The organism is Candidatus Enterococcus courvalinii, from assembly GCF_017315945.1.
In the GTDB taxonomy this organism is placed as follows: domain Bacteria; phylum Bacillota; class Bacilli; order Lactobacillales; family Enterococcaceae; genus Enterococcus_B; species Enterococcus_B courvalinii.
On the sequence record NZ_JAFLWI010000020.1, the window covers coordinates 21,880 to 43,312 of the forward strand.

A 21,433-nucleotide genomic window follows, 5' to 3' on the forward strand; every position below is an offset into this window, starting at 1 on the left:
TAAAAATTTAATTGATTTGACGACGTAAATACGTAGTCAAATCAACTAAATTATTTAGCACAAACAAAGGAAGGAGGAATTTGCTATATTTCTCCTTTTTTTATTGGACAAATTCAAAAACAGCCAACAATCAATTAAAAATAGTTCAATGTCAGCTATAGTTTGTTTCATTATACCTATAATTTGTTTATTCAATCTTGTTTTTGAAAGCGCTATAATAACGGTGCGAACAAGTTGAAAGGAGTTTTTAGATGAAAAAAAGAAAGGGGTTAAAACATTTTTTTTCAATGGCTTGGCGTTTTAAAGCCTTGATTTTAATGGCTGTTCCTGGGATGTTGTGGATGATTTTCTTCTTCTATATTCCGGTGTTAGCAAACGTGGTTGCCTTTAAAAATTTCCATATCTCTGCAGATGGATTTTTGGCGAGTTTGAGAGAGAGCCCGTGGGTTGGTTGGGAGAACTTCAAATTTTTATTTTCTTCAGATCAAGCATTTTTAATTACTAAGAACACGATTTTGTATAATGTAGGATTCATTACACTAAACTTGCTGATTTCGGTTGTTTTTGCCATTATCATGAGTGAATTAAGAAATAAAAAGTTAGTAAAAGTGTATCAAACAATGTCATTACTACCTTATTTCTTATCTTGGGTTATCATCAGTTACTTTGTTTATGCGTTTTTGAGCCCGGATAAAGGGATTTTCAACCAATGGCTTTTAGGTCATGGAAGAGAAGCAATAAATTGGTACAATGAACCGAAATATTGGCCATTTATTCTATTGTTCATTGGGACGTGGAAAGGAATCGGCTATAATAGTATCATTTACTTTGCTTCAGTAATGGGAATCGACCCAACTTACTATGAAGCAGCTATGGTTGATGGCGCAAGCAAATGGCAACAAATCAAACATGTGACGATTCCTCAATTAGTACCGTTGATGTCGATTTTAACGATTTTAGCTGTTGGAAATATCTTCCGAGCTGATTTCGGATTGTTCTATAATATTCCAAGAAATTCAGGCGCACTGTATGATGTAACTCAAGTTTTAGATACGTATATCTTTAATGGTTTGACTTCTACAGGTGACTTTGGAATGACTGCAGCAGCTGGGTTGTATCAGTCAGTTGTAGGATTTGTTTTGTTAATGACTACGAATGCGATCGCACGTCGTTTCGACAGCGAATCAGCATTGTTTTAGGAGGAGGATTCGATGAAAAAGAAAAAAGTAGAGCAGGTTCAAGTGCGAGCTTTCAGCAAACCAATGAATCTCTTTTCTAATTTATTGATCGCGGTTTTTGCCTTCTCCTGTATCTTGCCGTTCCTATTTGTTATCGCCATTTCTTTGACAGATGAAACAGCGCTAGCAACTAATGGCTATAGTTTCTGGCCAGAAAAATTTAGTACATTTGGTTATACGTATCTATTTGGACAAATGCAAGAAAAAATTTTCCAAGCATTATTTGTAACAGTTTTAGTGACGGTTTTAGGAACTTTGATCAATAGCACAGCCACTTCGCTGTATGCCTATGCAATCTCTCGTTCTAATTTTCCATTCCGTCGTTTCTTTACCGTTTTTTGTTTAATCACGATGTTGTTTTCACCAGGGATGGTGGCAAACTATTTAGTGATGACCAATTTACTTCAATTAAAAGATACGATTTGGGCATTGATTTTACCAATGGCAGTTAGCCCATTTAACATTATCGTGATGCGAACTTTCTTTAAACGTTCAGTTTCAGATTCGATTATAGAATCTGCTCGAATCGATGGCGCAAGTGAGTTACGAATTTTTATTCAAATCGTATTACCTTTAGCTGTTCCCGGGATTGCGACAATTAGCTTATTTGCCGCATTAGGTTACTGGAATGATTGGTTTAACGCATTACTTTACATTCAAAATGATAACTTAGTTCCATTACAATACTTATTGATGAAAATTCAAAGTAATATCCAATATCTAACACAAAATGCGGGGGCTGGAAGTCAGCTTGCCGGAGGCTTAGCAGCCGTACCGGGAGAGTCAGCACGGATGGCAATCGTTGTTATCTCAACATTGCCAATTGCGATTAGCTACCCATTTTTCCAAAAACATTTTGTCAAAGGTCTCACTATTGGTGGAGTCAAGGAATAAATAATAAATTATTTTATTTAGGAGGAAGTAAGATGAAGTTATGGAAGAAACTAGCCTTTACAGGAGTTTCAGCGTTGATGGTTGGTACGTTAGCTGCTTGTGGTGGAGGATCAAGTGCAAGTAGTAATTCAGAAGGATCTGACAGCAAAACGTTGCAGATGTATCAAATTGGTGATAAACCAGACAATTATGATGCCTTGATGGAAGTTGCGAATAAACGAATCGAAGACAAAATCGGCGTGAAAGTCAATATCAACTATATTGGTTTTGGGGATTACGAGAAAAAAATGAACGTCATCATTTCTTCTGGTGAAAACTATGATATCGCTTATGCAAACAACTATGTTTCTAACGCTCAAAAAGGTGCTTTTGCCGACCTAACTGAGTTAGCGCCTAAATATGCCAAAGATGCTTATGATGCGTTAGATGAAGCTTACATCAAAGGAAACTTAGTCAATGATAAATTATATGCCCTTCCAGTAAATGGAAATGTTTTTGCTCAACAAGTGTTAACTTTTAATAAACCACTACTAGATAAATACAACCTTTCAATTGATGGTATTGAATCTTATGCAGATGCCGAAAAAGTGTTACAAGAATTCCACAAAAAAGAACCAAATACGGCTGCTTTTGCCATTGGTCAAGGTTTCAAAGTTCAAGGTGACTTTGATTATCCTTTAGGAAATACCCTACCATTTGCGATTGACTTAAATGGAGACAAAACAAAGATCATCAATCAATATGACAACAAAACTTATGTTGATTTACTTCGTACAATGCACAGTTGGTACCAACAAGGATTGATTCCAAGTGATGCGGCAACAAGTAGCAAAGATTATCCTTTAGAAGGAAACACTTGGTTACTACGTGGCGAAACACAAGGACCTTTCGATTATGGTGACACAATTTTAAGTAATGCAGCCAACCAAGAATTAGTTTCTAAATCAATCACTGTTCCTTTGAAATCAACAGGACAAGCACAAATGGCAAACTTCGTTGTTTCAAATACTTCAAAAAATAAAGAAAAAGCTGTTGAATTTTTAGGCTTACTTAACAGCGATGCTGAATTATTGAATGGATTAGTTTGGGGAATTGAAGGCGAGGCTTGGGAAAAAGTAGATGGAACAGACGACAAGATCAAATTGTTAGATGGCTATCAACCAAAAACTCATATGTCTGCTTGGAACACAGGAAATAACGCAATCTTATACACACAAGAATCGATTACTGATGAAATGATCGCTACACGCGACAAATCAATTGAAGAAGCTGAAACTTCACCAATCTTAGGTTTCAGCTTTAATACAGACAGTGTTAAAACAGAAATCAGTAATATCTCAAACGTTATGAATCAGTATATGGATGGATTAAATACCGGAACGGTTGATCCAGACGAAACATTGCCTAAATTGCTCGAGGCATTAGATAAAGCTGGTTATGAAAAAGTGTTAACTGAGATGCAAAAACAATACGATGAATTTCGAAAATAAATAAGTCTGACAGCGAGCGGTTCCATCTGCTCGCTGTTCTTTATATAATAAGAGAGAAAAGATTATGTTTTGAAAAGGAGATATTATGTTAGGAAAAGCTTTGGAGACATTGTTCATTCGCGTGTGGGTCGTAGTTAAACTAACACTTTTTTTCTGGTTGTTTAGTTTAGCCGGAGGAATTATTTTAGGGATTGGACCAGCGTTGAAAACAATCAATGAATTATTTTATCATTATGAGTTTGAGTACAAAGACATCACACTCAAGCAAGGTTGGTACTGTTTCAAGAAATATTTTAAGCGAGGAAATTATTTGTTTTTCTTCTTTTTCGCAGGATTAGCTATTTTAAGTTATAATCTTTACCTTTCCGTTCAAATACAGGGACTCTTATTTTTGGGAATTGATTTTATTTTGTTATTTGGATTACTTTATTTGTTTGCAACGTATCAATGGAGTTTGATTTTAGATAGTGAATATGAAATGACATTCGGCAATGTGATCAAGTTAAGTTTTATTTCAAGTTTATCAAGTTTTTCTACGTTGTTGAAGATGATTATTGGCAGTGGTGTTATCCTTGCGTTGACGTGGCATTTCAAAGGTCTATTGTTATTTGGTTTACTGGGTTTATTGACTGTATGGAATGTGTTGGCAACAAAAAAATGGCGCGAAGAATTAGCAATCCGAATGGAAAACTATGAATAATCCATTCAAAGTTTTATTTTCAAAAGGAACGCTACTCAACCGCTTGTTACGTAAGTACGCAGTAGTAATGACTGTACTCACAATCGGTGCAACAATTATTTTTAGTATCCATACTTGGAGTCAAAATAAAAATCAAGCAGAAAATGTTACCAATGAAGCACTGCAAACGACAAATCGAATGTTAAATGACAAAACAACATTAAGCAAAATTATCAAAGATCAACTTCTTGGAAGCCCAGAAAAAATCGAAAATGCGACAACCTATCTGACTCAACCAATTGACCAGTATTTAATGTATGCGTACACGCAACAAAGCAAAACGAATGAATTATTATCTTTCCCCAATGAGATGTTAGATCTTTACGTCAACTATGAAGAGATAAGTTCTCTTTACATTGTTTTTAGTCAATTGCCAGAGTATTTTGAATCTACCAGAGATCATAAGGCTGGTATTGTCAAAACGGGAACACCGACACTAAAAAATGCTTTTTATATCAAAATGCCGATTACTCAAGGTGGCACGGAGTTAGGAAGCATCTTTGTTGGGTTCCAAAAGAAAGAGCTAGAATCCAGTTTAGAAAGTTTGAATGCTTTTAACGGCCTGTCTTTATATATGATTTCTGGCTCTGCTAATCGCCTGTATACTTTTCATAGCGCAGGGCTTGCACCAGAAAGTCGAAAAAAACAAGAAGCGCTGATTACACAAGAATTGGATAAGAATTCTGGACTACCTTTGTCGAATTTGGAAGAACATAATTTTGTTTCCTATCAGGAATTATCAGGTGAATACCGTATACTAGCAACGTTAGATCAACAAAATGTGTATCGAGAAACGGCAAGAAGCCTGGCTCCATTAATTATTGGTGTGATCCTTTTAGTTAGTATTCTATTAGTCTTCTTATACAAAACATTTAAGCGTTATTCTCAGCAAATCGACGTAGTGATGCGTGCAATGAATGAAGCGGCAAATGGTAATCTAGACACACGAATCGCCCAGGAACAAACGGAGTACGAGCTGAAAGATCTAGCACAAGGTATCAATACAATGTTGGATAGTATCAACCAATATGTTGAAGATATCTATAAATTAGAAATCAAACAAAAAGATGCCCATATGCGCGCACTACAAGCACAAATCAACCCTCATTTTCTTTATAACACCTTGGAATACATTCGGATGTATGCGTTGAGCGAGGGAAGTGAAGAACTTGCAGAAGTGGTCTATGCTTTTTCTGCATTATTAAGAAATAACACGAATCAAGAAACGAAAATCAGCCTTAAAGAAGAACTGAATTTTTGTGAAAAGTATGTATTTCTTTACCAAATGCGTTATCCTAATCGTGTAGCCTATCATTTTTCGATTGAGGAATCACTAGAACAAATTGAGGTACCAAAATTTGTGATTCAACCATTAGTTGAAAACTATTTTAAACATGGCATTGATTTTACTCGTTATGACAACGCGTTGAGTGTAAAAGTTTTTCAACAAGGATCGTTTGTACAAATTCAAGTGAAAGATAACGGTAAAGGAGTTACTCCAGAGCGATTAGTGGCAATTGAAAATCGATTGGTACACCCAAAGGTTGAGCTGCATGAGTCAATTGGTTTGCAAAATGTAAATGAACGTTTACGCGCTAATTTCGGGAGTACTTACCGGATGCGCTTATTTGCAAACGAAGAAGGTGGCTTGACGATCAAAATTACATTTAAGAAGAAGGAGTCTGAAAATGTATAAAGTGTTGCTGGTTGATGATGAATACATGATTTTGAATGGATTGAAAAAAATTGTTGATTGGTCCAGTTTTGGATTTGAAATCGTAGCAACGGCAGAAAATGCGATGGAAGGGTTATTAGTTTTAGAAAAAAAAGGCATTGATTTAGTTATTACAGATGTAACTATGCCAGAAATGAATGGTTTAGAGTTTATTGAAGCAGCTCAAAAGGAGCAATACGCTTTTGAATTCATGATTCTTTCTGGCTACCAAGAATTTGAATACCTTAAAGGCGGTATGCAACTTGGGGCAGTTAATTATCTGATGAAACCTGTAAATAAAATCGAGTTGATTGAAAGCTTAAAGAAAGTCAAGGAACGGTTAGATCAGCAAAACGAACAGAAAAACCAACAAGAAATTTACCAAGAACTTTTATTTAGTCAATGGTTGAATGAAGAACTAGATGAAACTAGCGAAGAAGAATTTTTGAATGGATTACCTCAAGGAACACAACAAATTTTACTGATTCAGCTAGAAAGAATCTATGAATCTGCTATTATTCAATGGTTAAAGGAGCACCAAGTAACTACTTATTATCAACGAAGTTTTGGGAATCTGACTTGCTTTACCATCTTGCTTAGTCCTCAGAAAGGCAACGATTTTTGTCACTATTTTCAAATGAAGTATCCAAAGCAAGATTGGTTGATTAGCATGGGTGATGAAATAGGAGAAGTGGATGATATTCCCGAAAGCTTTCGTCGAGCAAAAGACCAGTTACAGCTTCAACAGTTTTACGGTGAAACTAGACATGAGATCATTCGGTCGATTCCAGCAGAGAATCAAGATCAGTTAATTGATTTTTCAACGTTTAGTCGTGCACTTCAAAGTAATCAGTTGGATTTAGTTCAACAAATGATTCGCGAGTTTTTTGAACAATTCCAGTCAGCAGTCATGACTCCCGAGGACATTCGACATTTTACTTTCTTATTATTTATGGATATTCAACGAGAGCTGATTACACTAGAAGATGATGAATACTTAAAAGGCATTCAACAAATTAATCAGGCGAAAAACGTAAATGATCTTCAAGAATTGTTGCTCTCCTTAATTCGTAAGCAACAAAAGCAAAAAAACTATAGTGAAAATATCAAACAAGTGCTACAAATCTTGCACGAAAATTACCGAGAACCATTAACGTTAAAAGAAGTGTCTGAAAGTTTACACCTAAACGTGATGTATCTTGGACAACTGTTTAAAAAAGAAACGAAAAAAAGCTTTTCTACCTATTTGAATCATTTGCGAATGGAGCAAGCAAAATGGTTGCTTCTGCACAGTGAACAAAATATCAATGAAATTTCAAACGAGATTGGCTACAACAATACCACTTACTTCTCTAAATTATTCAAGAAAATTGTGGGGCAATCGCCAAAGGAGTACTGAGAAAAACCACTTACGTAGAATAGTTTAAAGAAAAAAGTAGGGAGAACAGTGCTTAGATGCAGATACTTTTGTTTAGGTTGGAATTTCTGCTTCTGAAATGTTAGTGACCAAGCAAAAAAGATAATCAAAAAGACTGGACCTAAGCGAAAATACGCTTTGGTTCAGTCTTTTTTTATGAAAATAAAAATCAAATTTTATTTTTGCACGTAGTTAATTGTGAAGGCTCATTAGGTTAAAGAAAACGGTAAAGCATCTGCCGTGTATTTTTTGGGATGAGGAACAGTACCTAAGTGATAACGAATTGTTCCACCTGTGAGTAAGTCTTCGTGTGTAAAGAATAACTTAGAATAGCTTTGTTCATTACGATCAATTTGATGAACAAACTGTTGTTGCGGTCGATTTGGCGAACTTTCAATCGTAAGTGTCTGACCGTTTGAGAGTTTTAGTTGAACTTGATCGAATAATGGCAGACCAATAACATATTCTCCTGAACCAGGCGTGACTGGATAAAATCCTAAACTACTAAAGATATACCAACCCGACATGCTACCATTGTCTTCATCGCCGGGATACCCTGTTGGTGAGTCATTAAATGTTTGAGTAAGTAATTGTTTAATTAATGGCTGAGCCATCTCTGGTTTGCCAAGATAACTGAATAAATAAGGGTAATGGAAGCTAGGCTGATTTGAGATAGCTAGTTGTCCAAATTCAATCGCAGCCATTTCACTCATTTCATGGATTTCAAAACCGTATCCACCAACTTCAAAGGAAGGAGACTGGTTACAAAGCTCGATTAATTTTTCTTGAAAAACGGCTTCTCCGCCATGTTCACGAATCAAGCCATTAAAATCTTGGTAGACGGCGAAGCTGCTTTGCCATGCACTACCTTCTGCATAATCTTGGCCCCAGCGAGTCGCTAGGAAATTTTCTCTGAATTCTTGATTAGTATCTTTTGCACGCATGAATCCGACAGTAGAATCAAAAATATTGCGATAGTTCAAGGACTGTCTTTGATAAAAAGCACTGGTTTCTTCATCGCCTAATATAGCGGCTACTTGACTGATACAAAAATCACTATAAGCATAATCTAAAGTATGATTGACTGATTCATGGTAGGTACTAGGAACATAGCCGTATGTTAAATAATCAAGTGTTCCTTGACGTCCGTAATTAGGCAGTTCGCTTTGAACAGTAGCACTTTTTTTCATTGCCGTTAAAAATTCAGACATCAAGTCAGTACGAATTCCTTTGACAGCAGCGTCAGCAATTACTGCATCAATCAATGTTCCAGGCATTAAGCCACGTTCATCAGGTGATAGCCATTTTGGCAAAAAGCCAGTTTCTCGATAACTTGTAAGGAATCCCTCAAGCATTTCCTCATATTTTTCAGTGGCTATCAATGAATAAAGTGGATAAACTGTTTTATACGTATCCCAAAATCCATTATTGGTATAGAGAACACCAGGGCGAACAGTTTTGCTGAAGGTATCATAGTGAATTTTTTTCCCATCATTAGTTACTTCATAGAATGTTTGAGGAAAGAGAAATACGCGATACAAGTTATGATAAAAAGTACTTACTTGTTGTTTATCATGATGGTTGATTTTGATTTTATCGAAATATTCTTGCCAAATTTGGCGATTTTTTTCCAGATATTCCGCAGGTGACTGCGCAGACTCTCTCGATAAATTCACTTGTGCTTGCGCTTCACTAATAAAAGAAGTACCAAAGCGAATCGTTTGCTGTTTGATTGAACCAAACGGCAGTAAAATAGAAGAATCATTCTCTGGAATTATTAACTCAGTGTCAACTAATGGTTTTTCAAAGGAAAGAATAAAATAAAAGCGAAAATCAGGATCTTCACATCCAGAAAAGTTGATAAAAGAACCCGTGATTGTATGCGAATCTACAATGTTTAACTGATATCGTTCAGGAAAAGTCAAAAGTAAACCGCTATCATTTTTCTGGTAGTTAATAGTAAGTACTCCGCCATACATACTAGGAATCAACGTGGATGAAATAGCATATCGTAGTTGATTGATTGACAGATGTGTAGGACAAAATGTACTTTCTTCTGGTCGATAAGAACTCTGTGCATGAAAAAGACTGTTTTCAGGTAAAGTACCACTAACAGGTGTCATTAGGAAATGACTGAAATCACCCATCCAAGGACTTGGTTGATGTGTTAAACGATACCCTTGAAAGACACGGTCTTCTGGGTGGAACCACCAACTTCCCTTTTGATCAGTTGTTTGTGGGGCAAAATAATTCATTCCAAACGGAACGCCTGTGTAAGGCAGGCAATTCCCGTTTGAATAGTTGGACTGGTTAGCAGTTCCGTGGCGAGTATCAATTTGTTGAATGTTCATTGTTAAGCTCCTTTGTTGAGTGTCTTGTTATTAATGTAACTGGGTATTTGGTATCTGTTGGCGTTTCTTTGGTTTCAAGCCAATGAATCAACTTTTCTCCAGCTGATTTTCCAAGTTCTTTAAAATTTTGGGCGATAGTTGTCAAAGGTGGATCAACTAAAGATGCAGCTTGAATATCATCGAAACCAATAATCGAAAAGTCGGCAGGAACTGAAAATCCAGCCTGTTTTAGTTGGTTCATTGTTTGAATGGCAACAAGATCGTTTTCGCAGACAAACGCAGTAAGCTGGTGTTCTTGAATATAGTTTAATAACTCTTTATTCGTGGCTTTTTGGTCGTCAAGCGCAGTATGGAAAGCTAAATTAGCTTTATCAAGAGCTTCAAGATAGCCTAAGTAGCGTTGACGCACAGATTGTGGATGAGTTGGCTCACCAAATAAGAAACCAATTTTTTGATGACCATCAGCAATCAATTGATTTGTGGCTAGCGATCCACCTGCAAAGTTGTCCGAAAGAACGGTTGGAAATGGCAGTTCATAAATTTTCTTATCCAAAATAACGACAGGAAATTCTTTCAGCGAAAGTTCAAATAATAAATCTAAGTGTTGCTCAGTATCAATAGCGTAGTAAATCAATCCATCGAATTCATCCATCACTTCTTGCGCCGTTTTTGTTTGGAGAAAATCAAGAGAAGTCATTAATACTTCAAATTGATTCTCTTGCATGATTGGATTCAATCCTTCAGTGAAATCACCGACAGACAAATCAGTTAAGAAAGGGAATAAAAATAGAATTCGCTTTGTTTTTTGAATAGAGACAGTCAATGTCTCTGGTTTGTCCGCTTTGACAAAGCTGCCTTTTCCACGAATCCGATAAATCAAACCAAGTTGCTCCAATTCTGTTAATGCCCGTTTGGACGTGATTCGACTTACTTGATATTTTTGAGAAAGTTCTTTTTCAGTAGGAACTTGGCTGTCAATGGCTAACGTTCCATCAAGGATTGCATTGTGTAGATCAATAAATATTTTCTTATATAATGGTTGCTCCATAATAACACCTCTTAATGATATATCATGTATAAATAATAGCATAAATAGAGTAAAAGTAAACAATAAAAAATATTATGAAAGCGTAGACAAAAGACGAGCCAAGAAGTATAATCTACTAAGATATATCAAATAGAAAAGAGGATATTGAAGATGCCATATAAAGATATACCAAAATCAGTTAAAGAATTCATGGGGAAAATTGAACAGAAATGTGGAAGTGAGCATGCAGATTGGGCTAAAAATTTTTCTACTGCCTTTGCTAATACATTGTTAACCACAGTAAAACGACATTCTGATGGAACAACTTTCTTGTTAACCGGTGATATACCAGCTATGTGGTTAAGAGACTCCGCTGCACAAGTACGTCCTTACTTAGTGATTGCCAAAGAAGATAAAGACTTGGCAGCAATGATCAGTGGATTGGTAAAAAAACAATTCTTTTATATCAATATTGATCCGTATGCAAATGCGTTCAACGAAGAAGCAAACGGGGCAGGACATCAGAGTGACCATACCGAAATGAATGATTGGATCTGGGAAAGAAAATATGAAATTGACTCATTATGTTACCCTGTTCAACTTGCCTATCTTTTATATAAAAATACAGGACAAATAGATCAATTTGACGACTCATTTGTTTCAGGAATCAAAAAAATTCTAAACGTTTTTCAAACAGAACAAGACCATACTAAATCACCTTATCAATTCGAACGTGATACTACTCGTCTGGAAGACACGCTTGTTAATGGTGGGAAAGGTACAAAAGTGGTGCCTACAGGAATGACTTGGTCAGGTTTTCGGCCAAGTGATGACGCTTGTCGATATGGGTATCTAGTCCCATCGAACATGTTTGCAGTAGTTGTTTTAGGATATATTGAAGAAATTTTTCGAACAGTGTTATCAAATAATCAAATCGTAGCAAAAGCCACCGCGTTAAGAGAAGAGATCCAACAAGGGATTGAAGCGCACGGTAAAACTAAAAATCAAGCACAAGAAACTATTTTCGCATACGAAGTAGATGGTCAAGGAAATTCATCAATAATGGATGACAGCAATGTACCGAACTTAATGGCTGCACCTTATCTAGGCTACTGTTCTTCTGAAGATGAAACATATTTACAAACAAGAAAAACTTTGCTGAGCTCAGAAAATCCTTACTTTTATGAAGGAAAGTATGCGAAAGGTATCGGTTCTTCTCATACACCTGAAAATTATGTTTGGCCAATTGCTTTAGCAATGGAAGGTATGACTACTAACAATCGAAAAGAGAAAGAACGAATTTTAGATTTGTTAGTAACTACAGATGCTGGAACAAACTTGATGCACGAAGGTTTTGATGTAGATAATCCTAACAATTACACAAGAGAATGGTTTTCTTGGGCAAATATGATGTTTTGTGAATTAGTAATGGATTACTTTGATATTCGAGTAGAAAAATAGGAGTGATTAGATGAAAAAGAAAGTATATATTATTTCCCACAGTCATTGGGATCGAGAATGGTACATGGCTTATGAACAACATCATATGCGTTTAGTTGAATTAATGGATGATTTGTTAGAACTTTTTGAGAATGACCCTGAATTCAATAGTTTTCACTTAGATGGTCAAACAATTATTTTAGATGACTATTTGCAAGTAAGACCGGAGAAAAGAGCATTAGTTCAACAAGCAATTGATGCGGGTAAGCTACGCATTGGACCATTTTATATTTTGCAAGATGACTTTTTGATTAGCTCAGAATCCAACGTGCGTAATATGTTGATTGGCATGGAAGAAACACAAAAATGGGGTGTACCAGTAATGCTTGGCTACTTCCCAGATACATTTGGAAATATGGGTCAAACTCCTCAAATGATGAAGCAAGTTGGAATTGAAGCAGCAGCATTTGGTCGAGGAGTAAAACCGATAGGCTTTGATAATCAAGTGCTTGAAGCAGAAAATTATTCCTCCCAATATTCTGAAATGAAATGGAAAGGTCCTGATAGCTCTGAAATTTTCGGCTTATTATTTGCGAATTGGTATAGTAATGGGAATGAAATACCAGTTGAAGAACAAGAAGCTAAGATATTTTGGGACCAAAAATTGGCTGATGCAGAGCAATATGCTTCAACCGAACATTTATTGATGATGAATGGTGTTGATCATCAACCTGTTCAAAAAGATATATCAAAGGCAATTACGTTAGCCAATCGTTTGTATCCAGATTACGAATTCATTCATTCTAATTTTACAGACTACTTAGCAGCAGTAACAAATGATTTACCTGAAGATTTGGGAACAGTAGAAGGTGAATTAACGAGTCAAGAAACAGATGGCTGGTATACCTTGGCAAATACTGCATCTGCACGTGTTTATTTAAAACAATGGAATACAAAAGTTCAAAGACAATTAGAAAATATTGCTGAACCATTAGCAACGATGGCATATGAAGTTTCGGGAAGTTATCCTCATGATCAATTAGATTATGCTTGGAAAACGTTAATGCAGAATCACCCACATGATAGCATTTGTGGTTGCTCAGTGGACTCTGTTCATCGAGAAATGATTACACGATTTGAAAAAGCAGATGAAGTTGGGAAATTTGTGGCAGAAGAAGCAATGAGACAATTAGCACAAGTTATCGATACAAGTGAATTCCCTGAAGATACGTATCCTTTTGTTGTGATCAATACAGCTGGAACAGCAAAAACGGGTGAAGCGGTTATTGAAATCGAACTGGAACGCAAAAAGTTTGCTGAAGGATTACCAGAAACGTTGTTTAAAGAGTTGGAAGATGCTCCTGCTAAGAGTTATCATGTTGAGAATGCGCAAGGAGAAATCATCCCTGCAACTGTTTCTGAAGCAATTGTTCGTTTTGACTATGACTTGCCAAAAGATCGATTCCGGATACCTTATATGGAAAAAGTAGTGACTGTAACTATTCCGCTTGAAGAAATGGCTGCTTTTTCATGGGAGACATTTACGTTAGCTGAAGGAGAAGCACCGATTACTACTGATTCGATGGTCAGCGACCAAGGACGAGTAATCGAAAATGAATGGCTCAAAATCAAAATTGAAGAGAATGGTTCGTTAACAGTAATGGACAAAAAAATGGCTCGTCAATTTGAAAATATTCTTGTTTTTGAAGATACGGGTGACGTCGGAAATGAGTATATCTATAAACAACCAATTGATACAGTGCCAATTCTTTCGAACCAACAGGAGGACTCTCAAGTAGAAATCTTGGTTGATACACCAGAGATCGCTCAAATCCAACTCACTCAGACGATGATGATTCCAGTTTCTGCCGACGAGCTTTTAGAAAGAGAACAACAAATGGTAGTTGAATTTCGTTACCGTAAAGCAAAACGAGCGAACGAATTAAAACCACTATTAATAGAAACAAAAATTACTTTAAGAAAAAATAGTCGGAAAATCGACTTTGAAACGACGATTGATAATCAAATGAAAGATCATCGATTACGTGCGCTATTTCCAACGAAGTTACATGTGGAACACCATGAAGCAGATAGTATATTTGAAGTCGTTACGCGTCCAAATAAAGTTTCTGCAGGCTGGGAGAATCCAACGAATCCGCAACATCAACACGCATTTGTTAATCTTCATGATAAAAATTATGGTGTCACAATTGGAAACTACGGTTTGAATGAATACGAAATTGTAGAGGAAGGAAAAATTGCATTGACATTATTGCGCTGTGTTGGTGAGCTAGGGGACTGGGGATACTTCCCAACTCCTGAGGCACAGTGTTTAGGACAACAACACTTCCAATATAGTATGGAAATTCATGAACCAAATGAAAAGTTTGAATCTTATCAACATGCGTATGCTGCGCAAGTTCCGTTTACGACGCAACAATTAACTAATCAGCAAGGTGAATTAAGCAGCAAAAATAATTATTTGGAAGTAAATGCTAAAACGTTTGCAATTACTGCTTTGAAGCGAAGCAAGTTTAATGATAAAGTAGTACTGAGAGGATTCAATCTGTCAGAAAAAGAAGAAGAAATCGTTGTTCAAAAAACAGGAACAACTAGCAGATTGTTGAATCTTTTAGAAAAAGACAGTAAGCAAACGATTGAGCCGACATTGATGCCTTATGAAATTCGGACAATCGGATTCGAGGAGGAAAAGTAAATGTACGGCGGAATAGAAGCGGGTGGCACAAAGTTTGTTTGTGCGGTGGCAAATGATCAACATAAAATTATGGAGAAAGTAAGTATTCCTACAACAACTCCAATAGAAACGTTGCAACAAGTGTTTGCTTTTTTTGACAAGTTTGACTTATCTGCTATGGGGATTGGGTCATTTGGTCCGATTGGCATTGACCAAACAAAAGATAATTATGGATATGTTTTAGCGACACCTAAAAAAGGTTGGGCTGATTTTGACTTTTTAGGGAGTGTTAAAGCACGTTATCAAATTCCAATTGCGTGGACAACAGATGTTAATGCTGCAGCCTATGGCGAATTAAAAAAAGGTGCAGCACAGGGAAAGGATAGCTGTATCTATCTAACTGTTGGTACCGGGATTGGTGCAGGTGTCGTCTTGAATCAAGACATTTTTTCAGGGATAGCTCATCCGGAGATGGGACATATTTGGGTGAAACGTCATCCAGATGACACGTACGCTGGCACTTGTCCTTATCATGGAGATTGTTTGGAAGGTTTGGCGGCAGGACCTTCATTAGAAGCAAGAACAGGAATCAAAGGTCAAGATTTACCGGTAGACCATCCTGTGTGGGATATCCAAGCATTTTATATTGCACAAGCTTTAATCAACTACACATTAACTTTAGCGCCAGAAAAAATTATCCTTGGTGGCGGCGTAATGAATCAAGATCATTTACTGCAAAAAATTCGTCAACAATTTGTCGAATTAATGGCAGGATACATGGAAGTTCCGGAAGCTAGCGAATATATTGTTCGTTGGGGCTTGCCGAATGAAAGTGGGATTATTGGTAGTTTGTTATTGGCAGAAAAAGAGCATCGACAAAAATAGATTAAAAAAAGAAAATGATACAAAAATATCCTCAAAAAAATAAAAAAGGATTTCACGAAACATTTCTTATGAATGTTCGCGAAATCTTTTTTTTATTTGCGCCAGAACTACCATAATCCAGGGGCTGCTCTGACAAGGATTCTTTCTTGTGTGAATGGATGTGTCAAATGAAGTTCGATTGCATGAAGCATCATTCGCTTCGCCGGCCGTGACTGATAAAGTGGGTCGCCTACAATTGGATGACCTAAACTTTCGAGATGAACTCGGATTTGATGTGTTCTTCCAGTTGATAAAACACAATAGATTTGTGTTTGTGTCGGTAGACTCTTCGCAATGGATACGTGGGTGATTGCTGTTTTTCCATTACGCTCATCTATGACTTGTTTTCGGCGATTGTGTCGGTCGCGTCCAATTTTTTTAGTAATAGTGAGGTCTTTAGTTAACTTGCCCCAGACGACAGCTTGATAGCGACGATAAATTTTCTTTTGTTCAATCAATTGGCTCAAAATAGGCAGAATAAAAGGATTCTTAGCAAATAAAATAGCGCCACTTGTTTCTTGATCTAAGCGATGCACGACATACGGTTTTTGTTTTTTAGAGGCTAAATAGGCAGCTAAATCATTTAACAAAGTGCCGGTTTCTTTGACGTCATTGGGATGAGTTTTCAAACCAGCTGGCTTATTTACAATCACTAGCTGTTCATCTTCATAGAGAACTTGGATCTTTTTGGCGTTGCCTAAGATGATTTCTTGATGACTGTAGTCCTCTTTTTCAAAATGCAAAGTAATTGTGTCGCCTCCGCGAATTTCTGAATGAAAAGGAGCAAGTTGAGCATTTACCCAAACGTTTTTTCGGGTACGTAAAAAATGACGAACTTTTCTTGGCACTAGCCATTCCTTTTCTAATAATTCTTGAATAGTGGTTGCCGAGTGGTCAGCAGGTAAGGTAATTGTGATTTCCATAAAGGAGCTCCTTTCGTCGAAGTCAGCTTTATTTTACCATTTTTAAAATATATTTAAGAAAAAGATTAAATCAATCTGCTATTTATTATGCTAAACTACCGTCATTAACTACAAAACTTACATCTTAAGCAGGAAGAAAGGCGCAGTTAGTTGTGGTAAACTGACCGTGTGAATAAAAAGATAGGAGAACATGCAAATGGATTTTCAACGCGTTTGGGAAAAAATAAAAGCTTCTTTGATTAGCTTTTGGCGCTGGATCAAGCCATATTTAAGCCGATTTCATAAATGGCGAAGGCGAATTTGGAAAAAATATCATATCAATAAAGTTATTCTTTTATTGGGACTGATTTTTATTTTGGTAACGAGTGTTTATTTATTTATTTTGGCAAAACAAGCAAATGTGGAGACCTTAAAATCTGGATTAAGTCAATCAACTGTTATTTACGATAAAGACAATGAAGAAGCGGGCACGCTTTATGCTCAAAAAGGAACCTACGTAGAACTAGATGCAATCTCTCCATATATTCAGGATGCAGTTATTTCTACAGAAGATCGGAATTTTTATAACCATCACGGATTCGATGTGAAGGGGATTGCCCGAGCGGCAGTGCGTATGCTTACTTCAGGGAGTACGGCTGGTGGCGGGGGTAGCACGATTACGCAACAATTGGCTAAAAATGCGTATTTAACACTGGATCAAACCTTTGATAGAAAAGCAAAAGAGTTATTTCTGGCGATAGAAATAGAAAAGAAATACAGTAAAGAAGAAATTTTAACTATGTATTTGAACAACGCTTATTTTGGTAATGGCGTTTGGGGTGTTCAAGATGCTGCAAGAAGATATTTTGGTGTCAACGCAAGTGAGGTAACATTGTCAGAAGCGGCAACGATTGCAGGTATGCTGAAAGGACCAGGTATTTATAATCCAATTGATAACCCAGAAAACGCTAATAACCGAAAAAATACTGTGTTGAGTGTGATGAAAGAAAACGAAAAAATCACAGCCGATCAAGCTAATACAGAGAGTCAAACGAATATTGCGGATTATTTAAATGACACTTATACGGATTCGGAATCAGGTTATCGCTATCCTTATTATTTTGATGCGGTAATTGATGAAGCTGTGGAAGCGTACGGACTGGACGAATCAGATGTAATGAACAAGGGATATAAGATTTACACTGCTTTAGATCAAAATTACCAAAAACAGCTAGAAGCGACTTATCAAAATGGACAACTATTTCCGATAGATGCTTCCGACGGCGCAATGGTCCAGTCTGCTTCTGTTGCATTAAATCCGAAAAATGGCGGTGTACAAGCCTTGGTAGGTAGACGTGGTGAACATGTTTTCCGAGGATTTAGTTTTGCAACACAAATGAAGCGGTCACCAGGTTCGACAATCAAGCCGCTAAGTGTGTACTCTGCTGCTTTAGAGTCTGGCTACTTACCTTCTAGCACCTTACAAGATACACCACAAAGTTATTATGATGCTCAAAATTATGATGGTACATACCAAGGGGAAGTGCCAATGTATCAAGCAGTAGCTCAAAGTTTGAACCTACCTGCTGTCTGGTTACTTCATGAGATTGGTCTTCAAAAAGGTTACGATAAGGCAGAAGAATTCGGTTTAAGTTTATCGAAATCTGATAAATATTATGGCTTAGCATTAGGAGGCTTGGAAAAAGGCGTATCACCGTTGACGATGGCTGGAGCTTATAGTGCTTTTGCGAATGATGGTCAGATGTATTCACCACATTTGATTACAAAAATCGTTGATTCTACAGGTGCAGTTATTGTAGACAATACGGACAAAAAACCTAAACAAGTGATTTCAAAAGAAACAGCAGAACAAATGACAAGTATGTTACTCGGCACATTTTCTAATGGAACAGCAGTTGCTGCCAATCCAGCTGGTTATACGGTTGCTGGTAAAACTGGTACTACAGAAACGAATTTTGATGCCACGAAAGCAAATGATCAGTGGATTGTTGGTTATACACCAGACGTGGTTATTTCAACTTGGATGGGTTACGAAGAGTCCAGCGAACTTCATTACTTAGAAGGAACGAGTGGGAATGTTGTGGGCCGAGTCTTCAAGTCTGCTGCAGAGGGAATTCTTCCTTATACTTCAAATACAAGTTTTAGTGTTGCGGATGCCTATGCAACAGGTGGAGAGGTCGTTCCAGCAGATCAAGTGAATAATCCATCAGGAACAGAGGGTGACTCTGAAAAATGGAAAGAAAGCTTAGATCAGTATGGTGAGAAAGCGAAAGAAGGGTTGAAGAACTTTGGCGACTTTGTGAAAGACGGTGTGCAAGGAATTGGTGATGCAGCCAAAGATTTGTGGCAAAAATATCAAAGTGAGTAGTTCTTTGAAAACGGATAGCTGCATGTTACAATGAATTCAACTACTGAAAGAAAAGAGGCAATATTATGTCAAATATCTATGATAGCGCGAATCAAATCGAACGCGAAATTCGTGAACTTCCTGAATTTAAAGCTTTACAAGAAGCATACGGTAAAGTAAAAGAGAATAAAGAAGCGCATGAACTATTCAAAAACTTCCAAGCAATGCAAATTGAATTACAAGAAAAACAAATGCGTGGCGAAGAATTCTCTGATGAGGATGCAATGAAAGCACAAGAGATGGCTATGAAAATTCAATCCGAGTCAGTTATCAATGATTTAATGGAAAAAGAACAAGGGTTTAGTACAATCATCAATGATTTGAATCGAATCATTATGACACCAGTACGTGACTTATATAGCGAATAATCACAGCAAATAAAAAAGAGCAGGGCTAATGCAGCCTTGCTCTTTTTTATTTGTAATCAAATGACTCTTTCCCTTAGTTTTTATCAACCAAGATAATGCAAGAAAATAACAACATTGTGAATATAAAAATAAAAAAATGGGGGTTATAATTTTGAAAACGTTTACTAAAAAGGAGGAGTGATTAAAATGCTTTTTCAACAAGCAGTTTCAGAGGAGAAAATCAGTAAGACAACAAACGAATTTGGCTTAAAGGACAAAATGGGCTACATGTTTGGTGATTTAGGAAATTGTTTTATTTTAGGATTGGTTAATAGCTTTTTAATGATTTATTACACAAATGCCCTTGGAGTTTCTGGAGCAATAGTAGGTACGCTTTTTCTAGTTTCGAGAATTTTAGATGCATTTGCGGATGTTTTTGTTGGACGTCTATGTGATGTTTCAAAGCTAACAAAGGTTGGACGATTCATTCCATGGATTCGCCGAATGAAGTATCCATTTTGTACCATAACGATTCTAATGTTTTTGCCTATTATTCAGCATTTACCAATGATCGCCAGAATGATTTATATTTTTGTTTCATACATTGTGTATGGTATTTTTCTTTCAACAATTAATATCCCTTACGGAGCAATGGCGGCAGCAATCAGTTCGAATCCAGATGATCGGTCCTCATTGTCGACTTTCAGAAGTATTGGATCAGCAATCGGAGGATCAACGACAGGTTTCTTTATTCCAATATTAATGTATACGCAAAATAAAAATGGTCAACAGGTTGTCTCAAGCGAGCGATTTTTCTGGATTGCCATTGGCTGTGCATCGATAGCGTTCATAGCTTATACATTAACGTGTAAACTATCTACAGAGCGAGTAAGAGTAGAGAAAAAAGAAGAGATTCAAGCAACTAAATTGGTCAAAGGATTAGTTTCAAATCGTGCGCTAGTAGTGCTAGTTATAGTGGACATTTTTATTGTGATTAACCAGATTTTAGCAGGGACAAATATGACCTATCTCTTTAATGATTACTTCCATAATAAAGAAGCAATGTCGATTGCCTTGTTATTTACGTATGGAACAGTTATTGTGTTGGCTCCTTTTGCAACGGCGTTGACAAGGTGGTTTGGTAAGAAAGAGGCGAGTGTCGTCGCTCTGATATTCTCCTCTGTTATGTACCTACTGATGTATTTTCTGCATATTACTAATGCATGGGTTTATTTGTTCCTTCTATTTATTGCGACATTGGGATCGGGCTTATTCAATTTGATGGTTTGGGCCTTTATTACAGATGTAATTGATTATCATCAATACACAACAGGATTACGAGAAGACGGAACAGTTTACGGTGTTAATTCTTTTGCTAGAAAGCTGGGACAAGCATGTGCAGGAGCGATTGGTGGGTTTATGTTAACAATGATTGGTTATCAGTCATCTTCAGTAGGTGGGACAATTCAATCGGCTTTAGTGCAAGAACGTATTTATACGGTTGCTAATTTATTGCCAACAGTTTGTTTGTTAGTATCTGCGGTGATTTTATTTTTTGGTTATCCACTTAATAAGAAAGAAACGATTAAAATGGGTGAAGAATTAAAACAAATCAATCGTTAAGTTGTGAAGAGATAGAAATTGAAATTAGGTCAAGCAAAATCTAAAATTTTGCTTGACCATTTTTTTTTTTAATGATAAAGTAAATGAGTTGTTGAAAAACAACTGGAAATTAAAAAAATAAATTTAAAAAAGTTGTTGACGTGTGAGGTATCACATGATAAGATAACTAAGTCGTTTGAAAAAAACTACTCATGAAGCTTGATC

Annotated in this window: 15 protein-coding genes; 12 read left to right on the forward strand and 3 right to left on the reverse strand. The window is 36.6% G+C overall.

Annotation, left to right across the window (positions count from 1 at the left end; genetic code table 11):
* The first annotated feature begins 251 nt into the window (after positions 1-251).
* The 6 genes from JZO71_RS11435 to JZO71_RS11460 all read left to right on the forward strand — a co-directional run bounded on the left by JZO71_RS11435 (position 252) and on the right by JZO71_RS11460 (position 7,474).
* The gene (locus JZO71_RS11435; protein ID WP_206899753.1) at positions 252-1,199 is read left to right on the forward strand and encodes an ABC transporter permease; all 948 of its coding nucleotides are present in this window, start codon (positions 252-254) and stop codon (positions 1,197-1,199) included.
* 12 nt (positions 1,200-1,211) lie between these two features.
* The gene (locus tag JZO71_RS11440) at positions 1,212-2,132 is read left to right on the forward strand and encodes a carbohydrate ABC transporter permease (protein WP_206899755.1); all 921 of its coding nucleotides are present in this window, start codon (positions 1,212-1,214) and stop codon (positions 2,130-2,132) included.
* 32 nt (positions 2,133-2,164) lie between these two features.
* Complete coding sequence (locus JZO71_RS11445; protein WP_206899765.1) at positions 2,165-3,622, forward strand: ABC transporter substrate-binding protein; 1,458 nt, start codon at positions 2,165-2,167, stop codon at positions 3,620-3,622.
* An 85-nt stretch (positions 3,623-3,707) separates the two neighbouring features.
* Positions 3,708-4,322: a DUF624 domain-containing protein gene (locus tag JZO71_RS11450; protein WP_206899767.1), complete on the forward strand. Its 615-nt coding sequence runs from the start codon at positions 3,708-3,710 to the stop codon at positions 4,320-4,322.
* A complete protein-coding gene (locus JZO71_RS11455) occupies positions 4,315-6,057 on the forward strand; it encodes a sensor histidine kinase (protein WP_242590611.1) in 1,743 nt (580 codons plus the stop codon). Before JZO71_RS11450 ends, JZO71_RS11455 begins: the two co-directional genes overlap by 8 nt.
* Entirely contained in the window at positions 6,050-7,474 is a 1,425-nt protein-coding gene (locus tag JZO71_RS11460) for a response regulator transcription factor (RefSeq protein WP_206899769.1), read from the forward strand. The genes JZO71_RS11455 and JZO71_RS11460 overlap by 8 nt, the downstream gene beginning before the upstream one ends.
* Before the next feature lie 227 nt (positions 7,475-7,701).
* On the opposite strand, the gene JZO71_RS11465 is transcribed toward JZO71_RS11460, so the two are convergent.
* The gene (locus JZO71_RS11465) at positions 7,702-9,843 is read right to left on the reverse strand and encodes a GH92 family glycosyl hydrolase (RefSeq protein WP_206899771.1); all 2,142 of its coding nucleotides are present in this window, start codon (positions 9,841-9,843) and stop codon (positions 7,702-7,704) included.
* Positions 9,824-10,891 carry a GntR family transcriptional regulator gene (locus JZO71_RS11470; protein WP_206899773.1) on the reverse strand — a complete coding sequence of 356 codons (1,068 nt, stop codon included), beginning with the start codon at positions 10,889-10,891 and terminating at the stop codon, positions 9,824-9,826. The genes JZO71_RS11465 and JZO71_RS11470 overlap by 20 nt, the downstream gene beginning before the upstream one ends.
* Positions 10,892-11,041: 150 nt before the next feature.
* Here JZO71_RS11470 and JZO71_RS11475 point away from each other — a divergent pair, with 150 nt between their 5' ends.
* The 3 genes from JZO71_RS11475 to JZO71_RS11485 are packed head-to-tail and all read left to right on the forward strand — an operon-like array spanning position 11,042 to position 15,890.
* Complete coding sequence (locus tag JZO71_RS11475) at positions 11,042-12,331, forward strand: glycoside hydrolase family 125 protein (protein WP_206899775.1); 1,290 nt, start codon at positions 11,042-11,044, stop codon at positions 12,329-12,331.
* Positions 12,332-12,341: 10 nt separating this feature from the next.
* A complete protein-coding gene (locus JZO71_RS11480; protein WP_206899776.1) occupies positions 12,342-15,026 on the forward strand; it encodes an alpha-mannosidase in 2,685 nt (894 codons plus the stop codon).
* A complete protein-coding gene (locus JZO71_RS11485) occupies positions 15,027-15,890 on the forward strand; it encodes an ROK family protein (protein ID WP_206899778.1) in 864 nt (287 codons plus the stop codon).
* Between the two features lie 107 nt (positions 15,891-15,997).
* Here JZO71_RS11485 and JZO71_RS11490 read toward each other — a convergent pair whose 3' ends face one another.
* Positions 15,998-16,852 carry an RluA family pseudouridine synthase gene (locus JZO71_RS11490; protein WP_206899779.1) on the reverse strand — a complete coding sequence of 285 codons (855 nt, stop codon included), beginning with the start codon at positions 16,850-16,852 and terminating at the stop codon, positions 15,998-16,000.
* Positions 16,853-17,048: 196 nt separating this feature from the next.
* On the opposite strand from JZO71_RS11490, the gene JZO71_RS11495 reads away from it, so the two are divergent.
* The 3 genes from JZO71_RS11495 (at position 17,049) to JZO71_RS11505 (ending at position 21,229) form a co-directional block, all read left to right on the forward strand.
* Entirely contained in the window at positions 17,049-19,220 is a 2,172-nt protein-coding gene (locus JZO71_RS11495; protein WP_206899781.1) for a PBP1A family penicillin-binding protein, read from the forward strand.
* Positions 19,221-19,285: 65 nt separating this feature from the next.
* The gene (locus tag JZO71_RS11500; RefSeq protein ID WP_067481657.1) at positions 19,286-19,627 is read left to right on the forward strand and encodes a YlbF/YmcA family competence regulator; all 342 of its coding nucleotides are present in this window, start codon (positions 19,286-19,288) and stop codon (positions 19,625-19,627) included.
* A gap of 186 nt (positions 19,628-19,813) precedes the next feature.
* Positions 19,814-21,229 (forward strand): MFS transporter, encoded by a 1,416-nt coding sequence (locus tag JZO71_RS11505; protein WP_206899783.1) that lies wholly within the window; start codon positions 19,814-19,816, stop codon positions 21,227-21,229.
* Positions 21,230-21,433: the final 204 nt, after the last annotated feature.

What these genes read in the sequence shown, in the direction of transcription:
- JZO71_RS11435 (WP_206899753.1), top strand. Translation starts at nt 252, where the DNA reads ATGAAAAAAAGAAAGGGGTTAAAACATTTTTTTTCAATGGCTTGGCGT.
- JZO71_RS11440 (WP_206899755.1), top strand. Translation starts at nt 1,212, where the DNA reads ATGAAAAAGAAAAAAGTAGAGCAGGTTCAAGTGCGAGCTTTCAGCAAA.
- JZO71_RS11445 (WP_206899765.1), top strand. Translation starts at nt 2,165, where the DNA reads ATGAAGTTATGGAAGAAACTAGCCTTTACAGGAGTTTCAGCGTTGATG.
- JZO71_RS11450 (WP_206899767.1), top strand. Translation starts at nt 3,708, where the DNA reads ATGTTAGGAAAAGCTTTGGAGACATTGTTCATTCGCGTGTGGGTCGTA.
- JZO71_RS11455 (WP_242590611.1), top strand. Translation starts at nt 4,315, where the DNA reads ATGAATAATCCATTCAAAGTTTTATTTTCAAAAGGAACGCTACTCAAC.
- JZO71_RS11460 (WP_206899769.1), top strand. Translation starts at nt 6,050, where the DNA reads ATGTATAAAGTGTTGCTGGTTGATGATGAATACATGATTTTGAATGGA.
- JZO71_RS11465 (WP_206899771.1), bottom strand. Translation starts at nt 9,843, where the DNA reads ATGAACATTCAACAAATTGATACTCGCCACGGAACTGCTAACCAGTCC.
- JZO71_RS11470 (WP_206899773.1), bottom strand. Translation starts at nt 10,891, where the DNA reads ATGGAGCAACCATTATATAAGAAAATATTTATTGATCTACACAATGCA.
- JZO71_RS11475 (WP_206899775.1), top strand. Translation starts at nt 11,042, where the DNA reads ATGCCATATAAAGATATACCAAAATCAGTTAAAGAATTCATGGGGAAA.
- JZO71_RS11480 (WP_206899776.1), top strand. Translation starts at nt 12,342, where the DNA reads ATGAAAAAGAAAGTATATATTATTTCCCACAGTCATTGGGATCGAGAA.
- JZO71_RS11485 (WP_206899778.1), top strand. Translation starts at nt 15,027, where the DNA reads ATGTACGGCGGAATAGAAGCGGGTGGCACAAAGTTTGTTTGTGCGGTG.
- JZO71_RS11490 (WP_206899779.1), bottom strand. Translation starts at nt 16,852, where the DNA reads ATGGAAATCACAATTACCTTACCTGCTGACCACTCGGCAACCACTATT.
- JZO71_RS11495 (WP_206899781.1), top strand. Translation starts at nt 17,049, where the DNA reads ATGGATTTTCAACGCGTTTGGGAAAAAATAAAAGCTTCTTTGATTAGC.
- JZO71_RS11500 (WP_067481657.1), top strand. Translation starts at nt 19,286, where the DNA reads ATGTCAAATATCTATGATAGCGCGAATCAAATCGAACGCGAAATTCGT.
- JZO71_RS11505 (WP_206899783.1), top strand. Translation starts at nt 19,814, where the DNA reads ATGCTTTTTCAACAAGCAGTTTCAGAGGAGAAAATCAGTAAGACAACA.